20 protein-coding genes are annotated in these 17,105 nt (G+C 56.5%); 13 read left to right on the forward strand and 7 right to left on the reverse strand.

What is annotated here, in order from left to right; all coding sequences use genetic code 11:
- Positions 1-31: 31 nt before the first annotated feature.
- The 9 genes from phnG to ACR0KM_RS18365 all read left to right on the forward strand — a co-directional run bounded on the left by phnG (position 32) and on the right by ACR0KM_RS18365 (position 6,631).
- On the forward strand, positions 32-487 hold the full coding sequence (gene phnG / locus ACR0KM_RS18325) for a phosphonate C-P lyase system protein PhnG (RefSeq protein ID WP_480861007.1): 456 nt from the start codon (positions 32-34) through the stop codon (positions 485-487).
- The gene (gene phnH / locus ACR0KM_RS18330) at positions 487-1,050 is read left to right on the forward strand and encodes a phosphonate C-P lyase system protein PhnH (RefSeq protein ID WP_480861004.1); all 564 of its coding nucleotides are present in this window, start codon (positions 487-489) and stop codon (positions 1,048-1,050) included. Before phnG ends, phnH begins: the two co-directional genes overlap by 1 nt.
- Complete coding sequence (locus ACR0KM_RS18335) at positions 1,050-2,138, forward strand: carbon-phosphorus lyase complex subunit (RefSeq protein ID WP_480861002.1); 1,089 nt, start codon at positions 1,050-1,052, stop codon at positions 2,136-2,138. Before phnH ends, ACR0KM_RS18335 begins: the two co-directional genes overlap by 1 nt.
- On the forward strand, positions 2,135-2,272 hold the full coding sequence (locus ACR0KM_RS18340) for a hypothetical protein (protein ID WP_480861000.1): 138 nt from the start codon (positions 2,135-2,137) through the stop codon (positions 2,270-2,272). Before ACR0KM_RS18335 ends, ACR0KM_RS18340 begins: the two co-directional genes overlap by 4 nt.
- Position 2,273: 1 nt before the next feature.
- Entirely contained in the window at positions 2,274-3,131 is an 858-nt protein-coding gene (locus ACR0KM_RS18345; protein WP_480860998.1) for an alpha-D-ribose 1-methylphosphonate 5-phosphate C-P-lyase PhnJ, read from the forward strand.
- On the forward strand, positions 3,128-3,898 hold the full coding sequence (gene phnK, locus ACR0KM_RS18350) for a phosphonate C-P lyase system protein PhnK (RefSeq protein ID WP_480860996.1): 771 nt from the start codon (positions 3,128-3,130) through the stop codon (positions 3,896-3,898). Before ACR0KM_RS18345 ends, phnK begins: the two co-directional genes overlap by 4 nt.
- 3 nt (positions 3,899-3,901) lie before the next feature.
- The gene (gene phnL, locus ACR0KM_RS18355) at positions 3,902-4,585 is read left to right on the forward strand and encodes a phosphonate C-P lyase system protein PhnL (protein ID WP_480860992.1); all 684 of its coding nucleotides are present in this window, start codon (positions 3,902-3,904) and stop codon (positions 4,583-4,585) included.
- Positions 4,582-5,127 carry a phosphonate metabolism protein/1,5-bisphosphokinase (PRPP-forming) PhnN gene (phnN, locus tag ACR0KM_RS18360; protein ID WP_480860990.1) on the forward strand — a complete coding sequence of 182 codons (546 nt, stop codon included), beginning with the start codon at positions 4,582-4,584 and terminating at the stop codon, positions 5,125-5,127. The genes phnL and phnN overlap by 4 nt, the downstream gene beginning before the upstream one ends.
- A 310-nt stretch (positions 5,128-5,437) precedes the next feature.
- A complete protein-coding gene (locus ACR0KM_RS18365; protein WP_480860988.1) occupies positions 5,438-6,631 on the forward strand; it encodes an alpha-D-ribose 1-methylphosphonate 5-triphosphate diphosphatase in 1,194 nt (397 codons plus the stop codon).
- Positions 6,632-6,954: 323 nt separating this feature from the next.
- Here ACR0KM_RS18365 and phnE read toward each other — a convergent pair whose 3' ends face one another.
- The 4 genes from phnE to ACR0KM_RS18385 form a co-directional block, all read right to left on the reverse strand.
- Positions 6,955-7,956, reverse strand: coding sequence for a phosphonate ABC transporter, permease protein PhnE (phnE, locus tag ACR0KM_RS18370; RefSeq protein WP_480860985.1), 1,002 nt, complete (start codon positions 7,954-7,956; stop codon positions 6,955-6,957).
- Between the two features lie 13 nt (positions 7,957-7,969).
- Positions 7,970-8,782, reverse strand: a complete 813-nt coding sequence (gene phnC, locus ACR0KM_RS18375) for a phosphonate ABC transporter ATP-binding protein (RefSeq protein ID WP_480860983.1) — start codon at positions 8,780-8,782, stop codon at positions 7,970-7,972.
- A gap of 69 nt (positions 8,783-8,851) precedes the next feature.
- Entirely contained in the window at positions 8,852-9,766 is a 915-nt protein-coding gene (locus tag ACR0KM_RS18380; RefSeq protein WP_480860980.1) for a phosphate/phosphite/phosphonate ABC transporter substrate-binding protein, read from the reverse strand.
- 346 nt (positions 9,767-10,112) lie between these two features.
- Positions 10,113-10,514 (reverse strand): VOC family protein, encoded by a 402-nt coding sequence (locus tag ACR0KM_RS18385; RefSeq protein WP_480824948.1) that lies wholly within the window; start codon positions 10,512-10,514, stop codon positions 10,113-10,115.
- 363 nt (positions 10,515-10,877) lie between these two features.
- Here ACR0KM_RS18385 and phnF point away from each other — a divergent pair, with 363 nt between their 5' ends.
- On the forward strand, positions 10,878-11,597 hold the full coding sequence (gene phnF, locus ACR0KM_RS18390; protein WP_480860977.1) for a phosphonate metabolism transcriptional regulator PhnF: 720 nt from the start codon (positions 10,878-10,880) through the stop codon (positions 11,595-11,597).
- A gap of 118 nt (positions 11,598-11,715) precedes the next feature.
- Here the strand turns inward: phnF and ACR0KM_RS18395 are convergent, their stop codons facing one another.
- Both ACR0KM_RS18395 and ACR0KM_RS18400 read right to left on the reverse strand, forming a co-directional pair.
- Complete coding sequence (locus tag ACR0KM_RS18395; RefSeq protein WP_480860973.1) at positions 11,716-11,934, reverse strand: hypothetical protein; 219 nt, start codon at positions 11,932-11,934, stop codon at positions 11,716-11,718.
- 562 nt (positions 11,935-12,496) lie between these two features.
- A complete protein-coding gene (locus ACR0KM_RS18400) occupies positions 12,497-13,255 on the reverse strand; it encodes a sulfite exporter TauE/SafE family protein (protein WP_480860971.1) in 759 nt (252 codons plus the stop codon).
- An 86-nt stretch (positions 13,256-13,341) separates the two neighbouring features.
- Here ACR0KM_RS18400 and ACR0KM_RS18405 point away from each other — a divergent pair, with 86 nt between their 5' ends.
- The 3 genes from ACR0KM_RS18405 (at position 13,342) to ACR0KM_RS18415 (ending at position 16,365) form a co-directional block, all read left to right on the forward strand.
- Positions 13,342-14,202, forward strand: a complete 861-nt coding sequence (locus tag ACR0KM_RS18405; protein ID WP_480860968.1) for a LysR family transcriptional regulator — start codon at positions 13,342-13,344, stop codon at positions 14,200-14,202.
- Between the two features lie 418 nt (positions 14,203-14,620).
- Positions 14,621-15,607 carry a CmcJ/NvfI family oxidoreductase gene (locus ACR0KM_RS18410; RefSeq protein ID WP_480860966.1) on the forward strand — a complete coding sequence of 329 codons (987 nt, stop codon included), beginning with the start codon at positions 14,621-14,623 and terminating at the stop codon, positions 15,605-15,607.
- A gap of 29 nt (positions 15,608-15,636) precedes the next feature.
- Positions 15,637-16,365 carry an SDR family NAD(P)-dependent oxidoreductase gene (locus ACR0KM_RS18415; protein WP_480824918.1) on the forward strand — a complete coding sequence of 243 codons (729 nt, stop codon included), beginning with the start codon at positions 15,637-15,639 and terminating at the stop codon, positions 16,363-16,365.
- Positions 16,366-16,725: 360 nt separating this feature from the next.
- Here the strand turns inward: ACR0KM_RS18415 and nrtS are convergent, their stop codons facing one another.
- Positions 16,726-16,983, reverse strand: coding sequence for a nitrate/nitrite transporter NrtS (gene nrtS, locus ACR0KM_RS18420; RefSeq protein ID WP_480860964.1), 258 nt, complete (start codon positions 16,981-16,983; stop codon positions 16,726-16,728).
- Positions 16,984-17,105: the final 122 nt, after the last annotated feature.

Here is a 17,105-nt window from a genome sequence, read left to right on the forward strand (position 1 = left end):
TAGTTGTATAGTATCTGGAAAAGTTGTCGAGATGAAAGACAGTTTTGACGCAAATCTTCCGCGCAAGTCATGGATGAGCCTTCTTGCCAAAGCGCCAGAGGGCAGGGCGGGGGTGCTGCTGGACGCAGCCATGCCACGACCTGCTTTCACATGGCTGCGCGCGCCCGAGATCGGCAGTACCATGGTGCGCGCCCGTGCAGGGGCTACCGGCGCGCCTTTCAATCTGGGCGAGATGACGGTCACCCGCTGCGCGCTGACGCTGGAAACCGGCGAAGTGGGGCATGCTTACATTCAGGGCCGCCGCAAGGCAGATGCAGAAGCCGCCGCGCTGGTCGATGCGCTGATGCAGACGGGGGCGGCACAAACATTGCGCGCTGCAGTATTGAATCCCCTGCAAACTGAGCAGACCGAGGCCAAGGCCGTGCGCGCCTCCAAGGCTGCGGCGACGAAGGTGGAATTCTTTACCATGGTCAGAGGAGAAGACTGATGCAGGCGCAAATTCTGGCCGGTGGCTTTGAGAATCCTGCGATCCAGTCGGCACACGCCTTTCGCAGTGTGATGGAGGCGATGGCCCGTCCCGGCACCATCCACGACATCGGCGGGGTTACACCGCCCTCTCCGCTCTCGCCCGCGGCGGGTGGCGCTCTGCTGACGCTCTGCGACCGGGAAACCCCGATTTATCTGGCGGGCGAGGCCGATTGCGAGGCAGTGCGCGCTTGGTTGGCCTTTCACACCGGCGCGCCCTTTACAGGCCCGGCGCATTGCATGTTCGCAATCGGATCGTGGGACGCGCTGGCACCGCTATCGTCCTACCCCGTTGGTAGCCCTGAATACCCCGACCGCTCGGCCACGCTGATCGTGGAAAGCCCCCAGCTGAGGTCCGCCGGAGCAACCCTGACCGGTCCCGGCATTCAAGGCAGCGCAGTCCTGTCCCTTCCGGAGCTGCAGGCATTCCGGTCGAACCGCGCGCTGTTTCCTCTGGGGCTAGATTTCATATTCACCTGCGGCGCGCACCTTGCGGCCCTGCCGCGTTCTACCGAGGTATCCTGATGTATGTAGCTGTCAAAGGCGGCGAACGCGCGATTGAAAATGCGCATGCCTGGCTGGCCGAGGAACGCCGGGGCAGCACGGATGTTGCCGAGCTGAGCATTGCGCAAATCCGCGAACAACTGAGCCTTGCGGTAAACCGCGTCATGGCCGAGGGTTCGCTTTATGATCCTGACCTTGCCGCGCTTGCGATCAAACAGGCGCGCGGCGATCTGATCGAGGCGATCTTTCTGATACGCGCCTATCGCACCACCTTGCCCCGATTTGGCGGATCAGAGCCGGTCGACACCGGCAAGATGGCCTGCGACCGGCGCATTTCAGCGACCTTCAAGGATCTGCCGGGCGGTCAGGTGCTGGGGCCAACCTTCGATTACACGCACAGGCTGCTGGATTTCAAGCTGGCCGCTGATGGCGAGGTGCCTGAGGCCCCTTTGCGCGAGGCCGAGCCCGCAGATGTGCCGCATGTGACGGAGTTTCTGAACCGCGAAGGGCTGATTGAAGAGGCCGCTCATGACGACACGACGCCCCCTGATCTGACACGTGAACCGCTGGAGATGCCTGCCGAACGCGCTTTGCGCCTGCAGGCCCTGACCCGCGCAGATGAGGGCTTTACGCTGGGTCTCGCCTATTCGACGCAGCGCGGCTATGCCCGAAATCATGCCTTCGTGGGCGAGTTGAGGATCGGCTCTGTGCCAGTCGAAATGGAAATCCCCGAATTGGGCTTTGCCATCGAAATCGGCGAGATCACCCTGACCGAATGCGAAACCGTCAACCAGTTCAAAGGGTCAAAAACTGAGCCCCCGCAATTCACCCGCGGGTACGGGTTGGTCTTTGGACAGACCGAGCGCAAGGCGATCTCGATGGCCTTGGTCGACCGTGCGCTGCGATGGGAAGAACTGGGCGAGGATAATGTTGGCGCGCCGGCGCAGGATGCGGAATTTGTCCTGTATCACGCTGATAACATTCAGGCCACTGGCTTTCTGGAACATATCAAGCTGCCGCATTACGTCGATTTCCAGTCAGAACTGGAACTTGTGCGCAAACTACGCCGCGAAGCGGGTGCGGATCAGGTTCAGGAGGCTGCGGAATGAGCATTGACACGGTCGTTTTTGGTATCCGCAGCGTGCCGATTGATTGGCAGCCACATCTCGCTTGGGTCGACGATCCGGGCTGGCGCCATTCGGGTGCGTCCAACGTGAAAAAAGCTCAACGGGCTGGGGGCTGACATGAACGATCAGGCTTACAATTTCGCCTACCTTGACGAACAAACCAAACGGATGATCCGGCGAGCCATCTTAAAGGCTCTTGCCGTTCCCGGCTATCAGGTGCCTTTCGCATCGCGTGAAATGCCGATGCCTTATGGCTGGGGCACGGGCGGCGTACAGGTGTCAGCGGCCGTCCTGACGCCCGAGGACACCCTCAAGGTGATCGATCAGGGCGCGGATGACACGACAAATGCGGTATCGATCCGCACCTTCTTTGAACGCACCGCCGGTGTGGAGACGACGACCAAAACAGCCGATGCATCGGTTATCCAGACACGCCACCGCATCCCCGAAGAGCCGCTGACCGAGGGGCAGATACTCGTCTATCAGGTCCCCATTCCCGAGCCACTCCGCTTTCTGGAGCCGAGAGAAAGCGAGACGCGAAAAATGCACAGCCTGGAAGAATACGGGCTGATGCATGTGAAGCTCTACGAAGATATCAGCCGGCATGGGCATATCGCGACCTCTTATGCCTATCCTGTCAACGTCGAGGGACGCTACGTGATGGACCCATCGCCTATCCCGAAATTTGACAACCCGAAACTGACAGACATGCCCGCGATCCAGCTGTTTGGAGCGGGGCGCGAGCAGCGGATCTATGCTCTGCCGCCCTATACCGACGTGGTCAGCCTCGATTTTGAGGATCACCCGTTCGAAGCCTCCAAGGCCGACTATTGCTGCGGTCTTTGTGGGGCTGCGCACAGTTATCTGGATGAGGTGATTGTGGACGACGCGGGCGGGCGGATGTTCGTCTGCTCGGACACGGATTATTGCGAGACCCGGCAGGCAGCGGGACATAAGGGAAAGGACGCGGCATGACACCTTTGCTGTCTGTTCAGAACATTACCAAACGCTACGGCGCGCATATCGGCTGCGCGGATGTGTCCTTCGACCTTTATCCCGGCGAGGTAATGGGGATTGTCGGCGAAAGCGGGTCCGGCAAGTCCACATTGCTGAACTGCATGGCGGGGCATCTGACCCCGGATGAAGGCGAGGTGATCTTCGACACCCGCACCGACGGGCCGCGCGACACCATCTCGATGTCCGAACCGGAACGCCGCATGCTGGGCCGCACCGATTGGGCCTTTGTACACCAGCACGCACGTGATGGGCTGCGCATGGGTGTTTCCGCAGGTGGCAATGTTGGCGAGCGTCTGATGGCCGTGGGTGCGCGCAACTATGGCGATATTCGCGATACGGCCAGCGATTGGCTGGGACGGGTCGAGATTGATGCCGAGCGTATCGACGACCGGCCAACGACTTTCTCGGGCGGCATGCAGCAACGGCTTCAGATTGCTCGCAATCTGGTCACCGGTCCGCGGCTTGTGTTTATGGATGAGCCGACGGGAGGGCTGGATGTCAGCGTGCAGGCACGCCTGCTTGATCTGCTGCGCAGCCTTGTGCGTGACATGGGTTTGTCCGCGATCATTGTCACCCATGATCTGGCCGTTGTCCGGCTGCTGGCGGACCGGCTGATGGTCATGAAATCGGGCCGCGTGGTCGAAGCGGGCCTGACAGATCAGGTCCTCGACGATCCGCAACACGCCTATAGCCAACTTCTGGTCAGTTCAGTTTTGCAGGTGTAAGTCATGATCGAGCTCAACAACGTCTCCAAGACCTTCACCCTGCACAATCAGGGAAGCGCTGTCATAGAAGTCCTCAGCAACGTCTCGCTTTCGGTTGCTGCTGGCGAATGTGTGGCACTCACTGGCGCGTCCGGCGCCGGTAAGTCGACGCTCATGCGCATGATCTACGGTAACTACCTGACGCCGTCGGGAGAAATCCGCATCGGCGGGGTCGATCTGGTTCAGGCCGAACCGCGCGACGTGATCGCCCTGCGCCGGGATGTGCTGGGTTATGTCAGCCAGTTCCTGCGCGTTGTGCCTCGGGTGCCGACTCTTGAGGTGGTCGCCGAACCGCTGCGCGCCCTTGGAACACCTGCTGAGCAGGCCGAGGACCGCGCCCGGGCGCTGCTGAGCCAGCTCAACATCCCCGAACGGCTTTGGACACTTTCACCAACGACCTTCTCGGGTGGCGAGCAGCAGAGGGTCAATATTGCCCGCGGCTTCGCCCATCCATATCCCGCGATGCTGTTGGATGAACCGACCGCCAGCCTTGATGCGACGAACCGCGAAGTGGTGCTGTCCCTGATCGAAGAGGCCAAAGCGCGCGGGGCCGCAATAGTCGGGATTTTCCATGATGAGGGCGCGCGGAAGCGGGTGTGTGACCGAGAAATCGACATCACGCGCTTTACGCCGGGTTTGGCAGCATGACACAAGGGCGCCTCATAGCGGTGGTTGGCCCATCGGGCGTTGGGAAGGACAGCGTGATGGCAGGCATCCATCGTGCTCTGCCACACGTCCATCTGGTGCGCCGCGTCATCACCCGCGCCAAAGAGGCAGGCGGCGAGGATTATGACGCCGTCTCTGCCGATGCGTTTCAAGCAATGGCACGCCGTGGGGCGTTTGCTGTGCATTGGGAGGCCCATGGACTTTTTTATGGCATACCCAGTTCGGTGGAAGCGCGCCTGAGCGAAGGCGTTGATTGCCTTGTCAATTTTTCTCGGGGCGCCTTGGCTGAGGCGGCTGAAAAATTCCCCCAACTTCTGGTGCTGAACATCACCGCACAAACGGATACACTCGCACGCCGTCTGGCCGCACGCGGCCGCGAGTCGGAGGCGGAGATCGCAAAACGACTAGGGCAGGCAGGCAGGCCGCTGCCCGAAGGGCTAAACGTCATCACGCTTGCCAATGACGGCCCCCTAGAAGAGACGATCGCCCGTGCAACCGCCCTGCTTCGACCGGTGAGCGTATAGCGATGAGGCACCTCGAAACACACCTCCCGACGTTTGCTACACAAGGCGATCTGATCCAGAGCAAATGGGCCGTGCAGAGTCGGCAGGTTGCGCATCACCTCGTCCGACCACATGGGCAGGGCGTCCGTCGGCAACCGACCGGACAGTCCCAGGTGGAACCTGTATTTGCGCGGTGTCATCGTGATGTCACGCAATCCGGTCAGATCAAGTTGGCGCACCGCGCACCACGTACCACCTCGGCCAGGCGGCCCCGAACTCTGCCACAGGCCTGTCGGGTGGAGCATAGTAAACCGCAAATTGAGATTGTGATATGAATTCCGTTTTTCCCGCATCCTCTCTGGCGAAGACTTGTGACAGCGATAGGTCCGGCGATCTATGCCTCGCCAATGCGCAGCTGGTGTTGCCCGATCAGCTGGTCCGCGGCGCAGTCACGATTGAACGGGGCGTTATTTCCGGGATCGTAGAAGGCGACAAGGTGCCCGCCGGGGCTGTCGACTGTGCGGGAGATCTGGTCCTTCCGGGTTTGGTTGAATTGCATACCGATAACGTTGAGCGACACATTGAACCTCGCCCCGAGGTTCACTGGCCGCACCTGCCAGCCCTGATGGCCCATGATGCCGAGCTGGCATCCACAGGCATCACGACCGTTTTCGATGCCATGCGTGTCGGCTCGGTTCATGGCGGTAAGGGGCGCAACGTCAACTATGCCCGCGAACTGGCCAATGAGCTGCTGACAGCCCGCGCAAATGGGGTCTTCAAGATCAGCCATTTCCTGCATCTGCGGGCCGAGATATGTTCGGAAACCCTGATTGATGAGCTTGGTAGTTTCAAGCCTGAGGACCGGGTCGGGATCGTGAGCCTGATGGATCACACGCCCGGTCAGCGTCAGTTCCGCAGTCTGGATGCGTTGAAAACCTATATCACCAAAAAACGCGCAATGAATGACACTGAGTTTGCCGCGCATGTGGAGAACCTGCTGGACCTGCAGAAGCGTTTTGGGGCGAAACACGAAACGGCTGCCGTAGCAGAGGCGGGCCGATTGGGCGCGGTTTTGGCCAGCCATGATGATACGACGACTGATCACGTCGAAACCTCGGCCAGAAACGGTGTAGCGTTTGCAGAGTTCCCGACAACCATCGAGGCGGCGGAAGCGTGTCGCGAAAAGGAAATCGCTGTCATGATGGGCGCACCGAACCTGATCCGGGGGCGTTCGCACTCTGGCAATGTTGCTGCGGTCGAGTTAGCCGATGCCGGCTTTCTGGACATTTTGTCTTCGGACTATGTGCCTTCCGCGCTGTTGCTATCTGCCTTTCGCCTTGCTGAGATCTGGCAGGACATTCCACGCGCCATTGCCACGGTGACAAGCAACCCGGCCAGGGCAGCCCGACTGACTGATCGCGGTGCGCTTGCCATAGGCCTGCGCGGCGACGTGCTGTGTGTGCGCAAAACCGACAAAACGCCCATACTACGAGGCGTCTGGAGCCAGGGTAACAAGATCGGGTAGTTGCATTTTGAACTATGACGGAGTGTGACCCGTCTTACTGGATTGATTGTGCGGCAAATATGCGGTGAAGAAGGGCTTTGATGGCCTTTTGTTTGATCTTTTCTTGTTTTCCCTGAACGGTTCGGACACGTGCTCAGCAGGCGTAAGAGGGCCTGAGGCTTAGAAAGTAAACGTGGCAAGGCAATCGGTTTTAGTGTCCAGCTAAGGCTTCGAACTATCGCTCGACCAGAAAACACCAAAGGCAGCCTCAGCTCAGTTTTGGACTACGCACAATCCTTCTAGCTGGAATTCAATGTCTCCTAAAGACAGGCTGGTTCTGATCATCAGATTGCGCGTGCCCGGAGCTTCTGCGTCAGGAATTCCAGCAAGACGACGGTGAGAAAGATAACCAGAAGGATTGTAGCCACATGCCCGTAGTCGAACAAATCCCACCGACCTTTGAGCTCGGTCCCGATACCGCCTGCTCCGACAATGCCTAAAACGGTAGCTGTCCGGATGTTTCGTTCCAGAATATACTGCACATAGGCGTAGAACTGAGGAGCAACTTGCGGCAGAACCGCGTATCGAAGGACCTTTATTCTATTCGCTCCTGTGCCGCGCAACGCTTGCTGCGGTCCCGGATCCGAGTTTTCGATCTCATCGGCGAAGAACTTGCCTAAGAAACCGCTTGTGTGCAGCGCCAGCGCAAAAATGCCCGCTATTGGCCCGAACCCGTACATCAGCACGAAGAACAACGCGAGGATAAGCTCCGGCATCGCGCGATTGAAACTGCAGATCGCGCGCGCAATCTGATAGACGATCCAGTTGGGTGTGTAATTCTGCGCGGCAAAATACGCGAGCGGGGTGGCGATAATGACAGATAGGACGGTCCCCCAAATTGCCATCTCGATCGTTTCCCACATTTTCACGAGAACTTTGACCAGATACCCAATGGGCTGCACAAGAAACTCAGCTTCGACCTCGGTGAACTCGCCGGTCAGCGCGCTGTACTCGCGGATGGTCTGAATCTCTATGTAGGAAAACAGCGGTAGATGTGCCGGGTCGAAATTCTCGATCCGGCTGACTTCCTGGCTTGTCGAGATTTGGATGGGAAAAGACTGACCAAGAAACCCGGTTGCGGCGTTTACAACTCTGGACTCTCCGATCCCTATGAGCGACAGCAGCGCACCCCATGTTTCTGACAGCGCCTTATCAAGCCCCATGTCATGCGCGGAGTATCCGGCAAGAACCGTAATGACAAGCAATGCGCCGATGGTGCGGGAAGAGATTGCGCGATGTAACTCCCAGGTTTCGGACGGGAGGCGTGCCGGATCAATCGACGCCATGTATTGGCCCTTTCTAGACTGTAGTCAAAACGCGCATGTCGCTGTCTGCAACAGCAGCTTGTTTACCAGCCAACTGAATGCCTGTGGTCTGCTCGTCGGTTCCACCGTAGATTTGCCGGAGCACGCCAGCAGAAAGGTCGGCAGGCAAACCGTCAAAAACGATCTCGCCGGCGCGAAACGCAATGATCCTGTCGGCGAATTCAAGTGCAAACTCGACCTGATGCAACGAGCACAATACGGTGGTTTTTCTCTGACGTGATGCGGCCCGCAGCAGTTGCAGCACCTGCCTGCTAACTGTGGGGTCCAAACTGGCAACGGGTTCATCTGCCAGAACCACATCCGGGTCGTTTATAAAGGCTCTTGCGATGGCCACCCTTTGCTGCTGGCCCCCGGACAGTTCTGACGCGCGTCGATAGAGCTGTTTTTCCTCCAACTCCACCTCTTCGAGAAGCCTGCAGGCTTTTCTTTGCTGCTCCTGAGGGAAAAGCTTGAACAGCGCGCGCCAGGTCGGCGTGATCGGTAGTAGCCCAGCGAGCACGTTGTGCAGCACGCTGAGCCGCGGCACGAGATGAAGTTGCTGATGAACCATTCCAATATGGCCGCGGATCTTTGCCAGGTTCTTCAACGTCACTGGTTCGCCTTCGAACACAACCCGGCCTTGAGTCGGCATCACAAGACCATTGACGGTGTTCAGGATTGTAGACTTTCCCGCGCCTGATGGGCCAAGGAGCACGCAGAACTGCCCATTCGGCACGTCAAAACTCACATCATGACTTGCGCGTGTGCCATCTGGAAAGACATGCGTGATCCCATCGAACCTAAGCATATGGCGTATCCTTTTAGCCCAAAATAAGGCTCGCGCCGATGACGCGAGCCTGGCTTTTGATTTTGACCACTACCGTTCGCCGGCTTTATCGATGATCTCACCTTTCAGGCTGTCGGTCAGACCGGCCAGCGTTTCAAGCGTTCCCAGCATTTGGTCTAGCGGATATTCGGTGTCGTAACGGTCCACTACCTTGCCGCCGAAGCCACGCACGAATTGCGGGTCAACCCTCGTGTGGATTTCACCGAAGGCAAGCCGGATGCGGGCTTTCAGATCATCGTCGAGGTTGGTGTTGATAGCCATTGGCGGGTTCGGAATACCTACGGATTTGGCTAGAACTATGAACTCGGCAGGGTCAAGAACACCGGCAGTGACAGCTTTTTCATACGCAACGAAAGAGGCCGCAGCCGCATCGACGCGCCCTTCAGACAGCGCCGCCAGCGAATTGGTGTGGCTTCCCGCGATGATGATTTTGTCCAAATCCTTGACTGGATCAACGTCGGCTTCAAGAACCATCGCAAAAGGGAAGTTGAACGAGGACGTCGAATTGGGGTCACCAACAGCAAGGCTGCGACCTTTAAGGTCTTCAAGCGTTTCGAAACCGGCATCCCGCCGTGCATAGATGCCTGAATAGTACACAGCCTCATTGTCTTTGACATCGACAGCCAAAAGCTCAGCGCCGCACAATTCGTGCGCCTGACCAAAGGTCACGGCACCGTACCATCCGATGTCCGCCTGATCGTTGCACAGCCCGTGCACGGCGGCAGCGTAGCTATCCGCAAGTGTCAGTTCAAAGTGAATGTCGTAGATGTCTGTGATCGCATTGAACACAGGGCGGTAATCACTGAGCGTATCGCGAGCACCGATTTCGGCGGGCACCATCACGACCCGCACCGGATCATCGGATGTGCCTGTCGGCAAATCCTGAGCGGCAGCATAGTTCAAAGGCAGCGTCGCACAAAGCGCAGCGGCAAATAGTCGAGACACAAACACCGTTGTCCTCCATGAAAACTAATCAGTCGATTTGGCATTCAGCATGAAAGCTGAAGGCGCTGTTCCGAGTAGTCAGACGGTGTTCGAATACTGAGAAGGTTTTGTGACATCACCCCGAAAAGAAAAATGATAACATAAAAACAATAGGATAGAATGAGGCAAATGAGCGATCACTTGCAAATTTGTCGGACCATAAGCGCATTTGTCTAGTATTGTACAACCGGCAGAAAGAGCAGCCTGTTTGATGTGAGTAGGTGTGATTCTCCGATCCGGGCGGCACGCAGTTTGTAAACGCGCGGGTTTTGCAGGTTCGTTTCGGCTTTCGGCGGCCGCTGTCGCATTATCTGGGGTCGAAAGCGAATTCCATACGCGTCCCGCCAGGTTCCAATATCATGAAGTGTATTTTGGGTCCTTTACCCGACGGCTCAGGTGCAAATTCCACCACCACGCCAGGCCAGCTAGAAACGCGCGTGTATAACCGATCCAGCACCTCTTTGGAGCCAACTTTGAGCGCAAGGTGATGCAACCCGATGTTGGCTCGCCGGTCAAAGTCGCTGCCTGTCTCGTCCAGACGCTGCCAAAGCGTTATGCGTGAGTGGCCGTCCGAAACAAAGGCTGCCGGATAATCTGCGTTACCACCAATCTCGTCCCACAGAAGGCAGTCGGTAAAGAAATCGCGGGTTGCTGACAGATTTCCGACGGTCAATCCAATATGGTCAATGCCGAGTGTATCTGTTTTCATCTCAACTCCTCCTGATGATGAGAAATGCGATAAACCGGGGCGGTTGACCGGGCAATGATTTTTCTCGGGGCTTGGAGCAGGTCGGGATGGTTGAACCGGCGCTGACGCCGCAAAAACAGCACGCAAGAACGTCAGTTGGATTGTTGTATAGAAGTCCGTAACTCAAGGCGATTGGGCTGAATTCCCCAGCGGCGATTCAGCCTGATTGATCATTGACCCAGCCAAGGACAGTTCACATATAATTCTGTTGCAATTTGGCTGTATCAAAGCTCTCGACCTAATCCGTTTGCTTGTTGAAATGTGCCAATTTACCTACTCAAATTTCTGGTCCTTCACAGCTCTGGCACTCAAGAGGAGTTCTTGATGTCTCGGAATGCCGTCTGGACCGCGATCCGCGATACTCTGTCTTTCGAGATCGCTGGTGGTCGGTACCTTCCCGAGGACAAGCTTCCTACAGAATCTGAGTTATCGTCGCGCTTTGGCGTGCACCGTCATACCGTGCGGCGCGCAATTGCTGACCTTGTGAGCGCAGGCGTTCTGCGGACGCAACAGGGTGCCGGCGTTTTTGTCGTTCGTAAGCCAACCCAGTACACCATCGGTCATCGTGTACGCTTTCATCAGAATCTAAAATCCATCGGGCAAACACCATCACGCAAAAGTCTGTTTCGTGAGACACGCGCCGCCGATCTCGAAGAAGCCAAAGCGCTGAAAATCTCGCCGGGCGTCAAAGTGCATGTCAACGAGGGGCTAAGGATGGCAGATGGTCAGCCGATTTCCGTTTATCGCTGTATTTTCCCGGCCTTTCGTTTTCCAAACATGCTTGATGCATTTGACCGCACCGGCTCGGTTACTGCCGCATTTGCGGCTCACGGTATCGACGATTATGTTCGCGCGTGGACCGAGGTCAATTCAGTTCGCGCAAGCAAGACAATCGCGGGCCACCTCGGCTTGCGGCCCGGTGCGCCTGTCTTGCGTCTGGTTTCGATCAATACCGAACAGAATGGACAACCCATAGAATATGGTCGCACCTGGTTTTCGGGCGACCATATAACCCTCACAATTGGCCAACGTTCGGGCGATTGAGCGGTCGCCAAAGTCTCAGTCGGTATTTCAAGCTTGAATTACAGGAACATGGCAGGGGGGCCCGTTTGCTCGAGCGTGAGTATCGTACGTCAGGTCCAATGGGGCAGATTAGAGTGATTCAATATGCGAGGGTTTGCGGCTCTTCGTGACACCAACGATTGGAGACGAGATGGCAGCTCGCAACACTCAGCAGCAACAGCGACAAGACCGTCAAAGACATGCGCAAACCCAATGTGGAATCGAGCGCCGACGCCGAGCGCTCAAGACCCGCATCTAATTGGAGAACTGCGATCTGCCAAACCGCCTTAACCAACAAACCGACACCTTCGTCGAGCATTTGGGTGCTTTGGGACAACGATCGAGGCATTCCTGCTTGGTGTCGACTGGCGACTTTCGCGCCCAGATCATGCCTGTTTGCCGGGCAAGTGGAGAAGTGTGTGCTTAGGGGTATTCCCCTGGGTTACAGGAGGAGCATCCCCCATGACGCAGAACTGACGGATCGAGGGTCTAGGGCTTTGGTAGCCAGCACTCGTTAGCTAGATAGCGAAAACCCGACCGGGAAAACGGATACGACGGAATGGAAAGGTCAGGCATCTTACATTCTTGAGTTGTCAAATCAGCTTTCCGGGGATCGTGATGTTGTCGCCCCTGCAGTAACTTCGATGTAGACGCTGACAGTGAAACCCCTGCAGTGCATTGTGGATCTGTGGTTGTTTGAATTGGCGACGGGCCGGGACTTTGGGAATCTACGAAACGCCCACAACGAAAAGTCAGTTAAGTTCGTTGACCGCACGATGATCAACGAAACTTCGGCCGATACCGAATTAGTGTGATCTGCCGCCCGGACTCATTGGGTTGCTGTCTGCTCGTTTGAAAGCTCAGCTCGCACGGCTTGTTAGTTACCCAAGAAAGGCTGATAAGCTGTCGTTGAGGAGCTTCAAAGCAGTCAGGGCCAGAAAGACATAGACCACCATTACGAATATGCTTTGATCGACCACTTTGTGCAGCCGAAATCCCAGAAAAACCCCAAGCAACAAAATCGGTGATAGAATAGCACTGATCTTCAAGCTGGACATCGAGAGCGTTCCAAAGGCCCCGTACGCAATGGTCTTCAGAAAGTTCAACGTGAAGAAGAACATCGTGTTGGTTCCCACAAACCATGACTTTTCGAGCCGCTGTTGAAGCAGATACCCTTTTACGGGCGGGCCACCCGCATGAGCGATGAAACTGGAAAAGCCAGACAGCGTGCCAAGCGCAAACACCACCGGCCTTGGCGTATGACCGTGGGGCTGATCACGATGCCGCAAAATCAGGAACTGCAAAACAAAGAACGCAGCCAGCAGCCCCACCAGGAACTTCACGGTATTTGCGTCCATGTATTGGAACGAAACACTCCCCAGGCCCAACCCAAAAAGGGCAGCCGGCAACAGTCCAAGAATGATCCGCCGATCCCAGGTCAGGCGATAGCGCCACACGATCAGCAGATCCATGACCAGAAGAATCGGCATCATCACGGCGGCCGCAAACTGCGGCGTCACAAAGAGCGACATCATTGGAACAGCCATCACACCCAGACCGCCGCCAAAGCCGCTCTTGGAAAAACCTGTGAGCAGTACGGCGAGTACTGCTACGGCAAAAAATGCAACTGATTGATCCATAAGGGCGGGCTTTCGGTTGTTTGACACCCGCATATCGGACTAAAGTAAATCTGTGAAACGATTTTATGTGCTTCTAAAAATCTAAAATGAAGATTTCATTTGATACCCGAGAATTACGCACTTTTGCCATGTTGGCAGACGAGTTGAGCTTTACGACGGTCGCCGAACGACAAAACACAGTGCAATCCGCTATCAGCGCGCAGATCAGCAAACTTGAAGCCAGTCTTGGACAGCAGCTGGTCTCTCGTGGTCGGGGCAAGAAAGTTGCGCTGACCAAAGATGGCGAAGTCTTTTTGGTCTATGTCAGACGTATCCTGTCCCTCTCCGATGAGGCGGTAGAGGTCATGCAAACCGCCAATGCCCGACAGATACTCAGGCTGGGCACGACCGTTACGCTCGCAATGTCAATTGTTGCGCAATCCCTTGGCGCGTTCTCGCGATTGCGACCTGACATTCAAATTCAGATCCAATGCGACCGAAGCGATCGTCTTCTAGAGCGGCTGGAAGGCGGCGACATTGATGTTGCATTCATGATGGACCAGGGCCGCCATAGCTTTCGGTCCTTTGTCCAGTCCATGGACCTTCATTGGGCCTCTTCGCCAGACTTTGAGATGCCACCAAACGGGCCAATTCCATTGGCGTTCCTGACGGACGGGCGCGATCTAAGGCGGCACGCGCTGCGGGCATTGGACGCCGCGGGTATGAAGGGGCGTGTTTCTCATCTCAGCCCGCATCCCGTCGGCGTCAGAACACTTGTTCAGGCAGGTTTGGCACTGACTGTGATGCCCGCTAACTCGATCGTGTCGCCCTTGGTTCCTGCACACCCATCCTTAGGGCTGCCGCCGCTCGCACGTGTCGCACTGGCTGCTTACAAGGCACCTTACGATGCCAGCGGTTGCCAGGATCTGTTGATCGAGCAACTCGCGGCCGGATCAAGACCATCCTGATGGCACCCCCACGCGGCGGCGGAGGTCCGGAATGCCCTTCGCGCTGCAACGTCCTAAATTATAGCTGGATGTCGGCTTTGGGCAGATCACTCTGATGAGGCAAAACGTTGACGCCAGCTATGAGCAGTCCGCGAGGGTAACCCGTTGAGGTATAGGTCTTATTGGCTCCTGTAGTCTTCCATAGCACCGTTGGAAGCTACGCCGGGATGTTGAACCCGCTATAGACCTCAGTAGGCCAAGGCTTCACAAGTAAGCAAATCGCTTCTTGATTTTATTATACTTTGTTTGACATTGATAACCATTTCTTCCAATTTTGCTCAAAATGGCCATCGGTCTAATCGAAATAGAAACTCACAATTCTTGCCAGGAAAGCAAACTGACTCGATGTCTTTAAGGTCGTTATTCGAAGGGAGTGCAAATGAGCCTGATTGCACAAGCTGAGCGGGTTGGAGAATTCACTTATCTGGATGCCTCAACCCAGACGTCTTTGCTGCGCAACGGCAAAGTGTACACACGACGCGACAACAGTGGGTCGGATGATAAATGGGTTGGCACGACCTTCGATAGACGCGAGATACGCGTGCGCGATGCCCGCGCCTTTGACGGTGCGGCGCGGCGTCGGCTAGACCCTAACGGTTTCGAGCTGTTGCAGAGGCCGATGGACGGTCCCGACATTGACTTTCTTGATAACCAGCAGGTGGTGCGACGCTACTACCCTCAGTGCCAAGAGATCATTCGGCAGGCTACCGGTGCTAACGTCGTGGCGGCGTTCGATCACAATGTCCGTTCGGTTTCGGGTAACCGAAACTTGCAGCGGATTGTTGGTGGGCAACAGGTGCAGCCACCGCTGCATATGGTCCATGGCGACTACACCATGACCAGCGCACCACAGCGGCTGCGAGATCTGACCCGGCCGCCGACAGGCAATGATACCTACAGTTTCATTTTAGAAGATGGGAGGACGCTGCTCGACAAGGATGCGGTGGACGAGGCGATCAGAAAGGGGCGTTATGCTATCATCAACTTGTGGCGTAACATCGACCACAACCCAGTCATGACCGACCCTCTGGCTCTGTGCGATGCAGCCTTGGTCAGTCCGAAGGATCTGGTGGTGTTCGAAATCCACTATGCGGACCGGATCGGCGAAAATTACTATGCCAAATACTCGGAGCAGCATCAGTGGCTCTTTTACCCTGAGATGACGCGGGATGAGGCCTTGTTGATCAAGCAATGGGACTCCGCTGGTGAACTCTCTCGTTCGCAGGGGGCGAATGCAGACAGCGCTCAACCGGGGGGTGCTTCAACCTTCAGTTTCCATAGCGCCTTTACCGACCCGTCAGTTGGAGACGACGCTCCGGACCGGTGGAGTATCGAGGTGCGCTGCGCCGTCCTATACGACGCATAACAATTTGTAACCGCGAACTGAGGAACGCTATGCCGACAGTCTGTGCAATCATTGGAGCTGGAGAGGGCTTGGGCGCTTCGCTGGCGCGCAAATTCTGCAGCGAAGGGATGGACATTGCTTTGGTCTCGCGCACTGAACAGGGTAGTGACGCAGCAAAGACAGCGGCCCTTGAAGCGAGGCCTGAGGCACAGGTGCGATACTATCGCGCAGACGCGACCGACCCTGCGACACTTGAAGAGGCGCTGTCAATCGCTGCCGGTGAGCTGGGCCCGATCGATGTGCTGATCTACAATGTGCGTGATGCATTTACGGCCATCGATCCTCTGGAGATGAGCTATGAGGCGCTGGAGGCAACTTTGCGGCTCGAGGTCATCGGTGCTTTTGCGGCGGCAAAAGCAGTGCTGCCCACGATGCGCAGAAATGGCGGGGGCAGTGTGTTTTTTTCAAGTTCGACCGCAGCTTTCAGAGGGTCAGGTAAGATGCCGCTTTATGCGATCGGAAAATTCGGTCTTAGAGCGTTGTCGCAAAGCCTGACACGTGCTTATGCCAAGGACGGCATTCATATCGTTCATGTGCGACTAGACTGCGACCTGGATGTTCCGGTGATGCATGAACGCTATGGCGACCGCTACGACCCTGAGAAACTGGCGCACCCGGATGACGTGGCGCTCAGCTATTGGCATGCTTATTTGCAGCCGAGATCGGCCTGGAGCAATGAGATTGAGCTGCGCCCCTACTCGGAAACCTGGACCTTCTAATCGTCCGCACTCGTTTTCCAGACCTTGCATACGCTAAGAAGGGGGAGGGGGATCGCGCGCTAGCTGATCCACAACAAAGCGCTGCGAGCAACCGGTTGTATTCAGACCCGGGCCCAGGCTTTGGGCGTTACGAAGGACTGCACCCAGTCCATTTGAATAGAGGTTCTGATGTATTGGTGTATGGCTCAAAACTGCTGCGATTTCAGGGTTGCGGGTATCGGACAGCAGGTCGTCTGTCACGATAGATCAGCCGAGGGCTTCTTGGGGTCTCCGTTTCAAACGTGACGCTGTGTGCTGCTCCAACTGCCGTTAGGTACAGCGCAATATCTCAGCCTTCGGTATTTGGACCGAGTTGAAGCCCTAGTCACGGATCTGTTCAGTGATGCTGTTTTCGCGAATGGCAAGAACCGAGGAATAGGTTGAGACCAAATAGGGTACGCAATACGTCACCAGGATCTTTGCAACCATTGTCAGATCGATGTCGCCCGATAGCAGGCGGTCGCCATGATTGATCGCGGCCAAAACTGTACCAACGATCAGGGAGATGCGCGTCGCGCGCCGGACTACTGGTCGAGTTAAGGCAATGTGCCAAAACCCCAATACAGCGCTTGACCTCATCTATGATCCACCATTCTTCGCCAGTTCAGAACCTTAGTACACAACCACCGAGCGGATGCTTTCGCCCTTATGCATCAGGTCGAAGCCGTGGTTGATGTCGTCCAGCCCCATGGTGTGGGTGA

Source organism: Ruegeria sp. G10, from assembly GCF_056533645.1.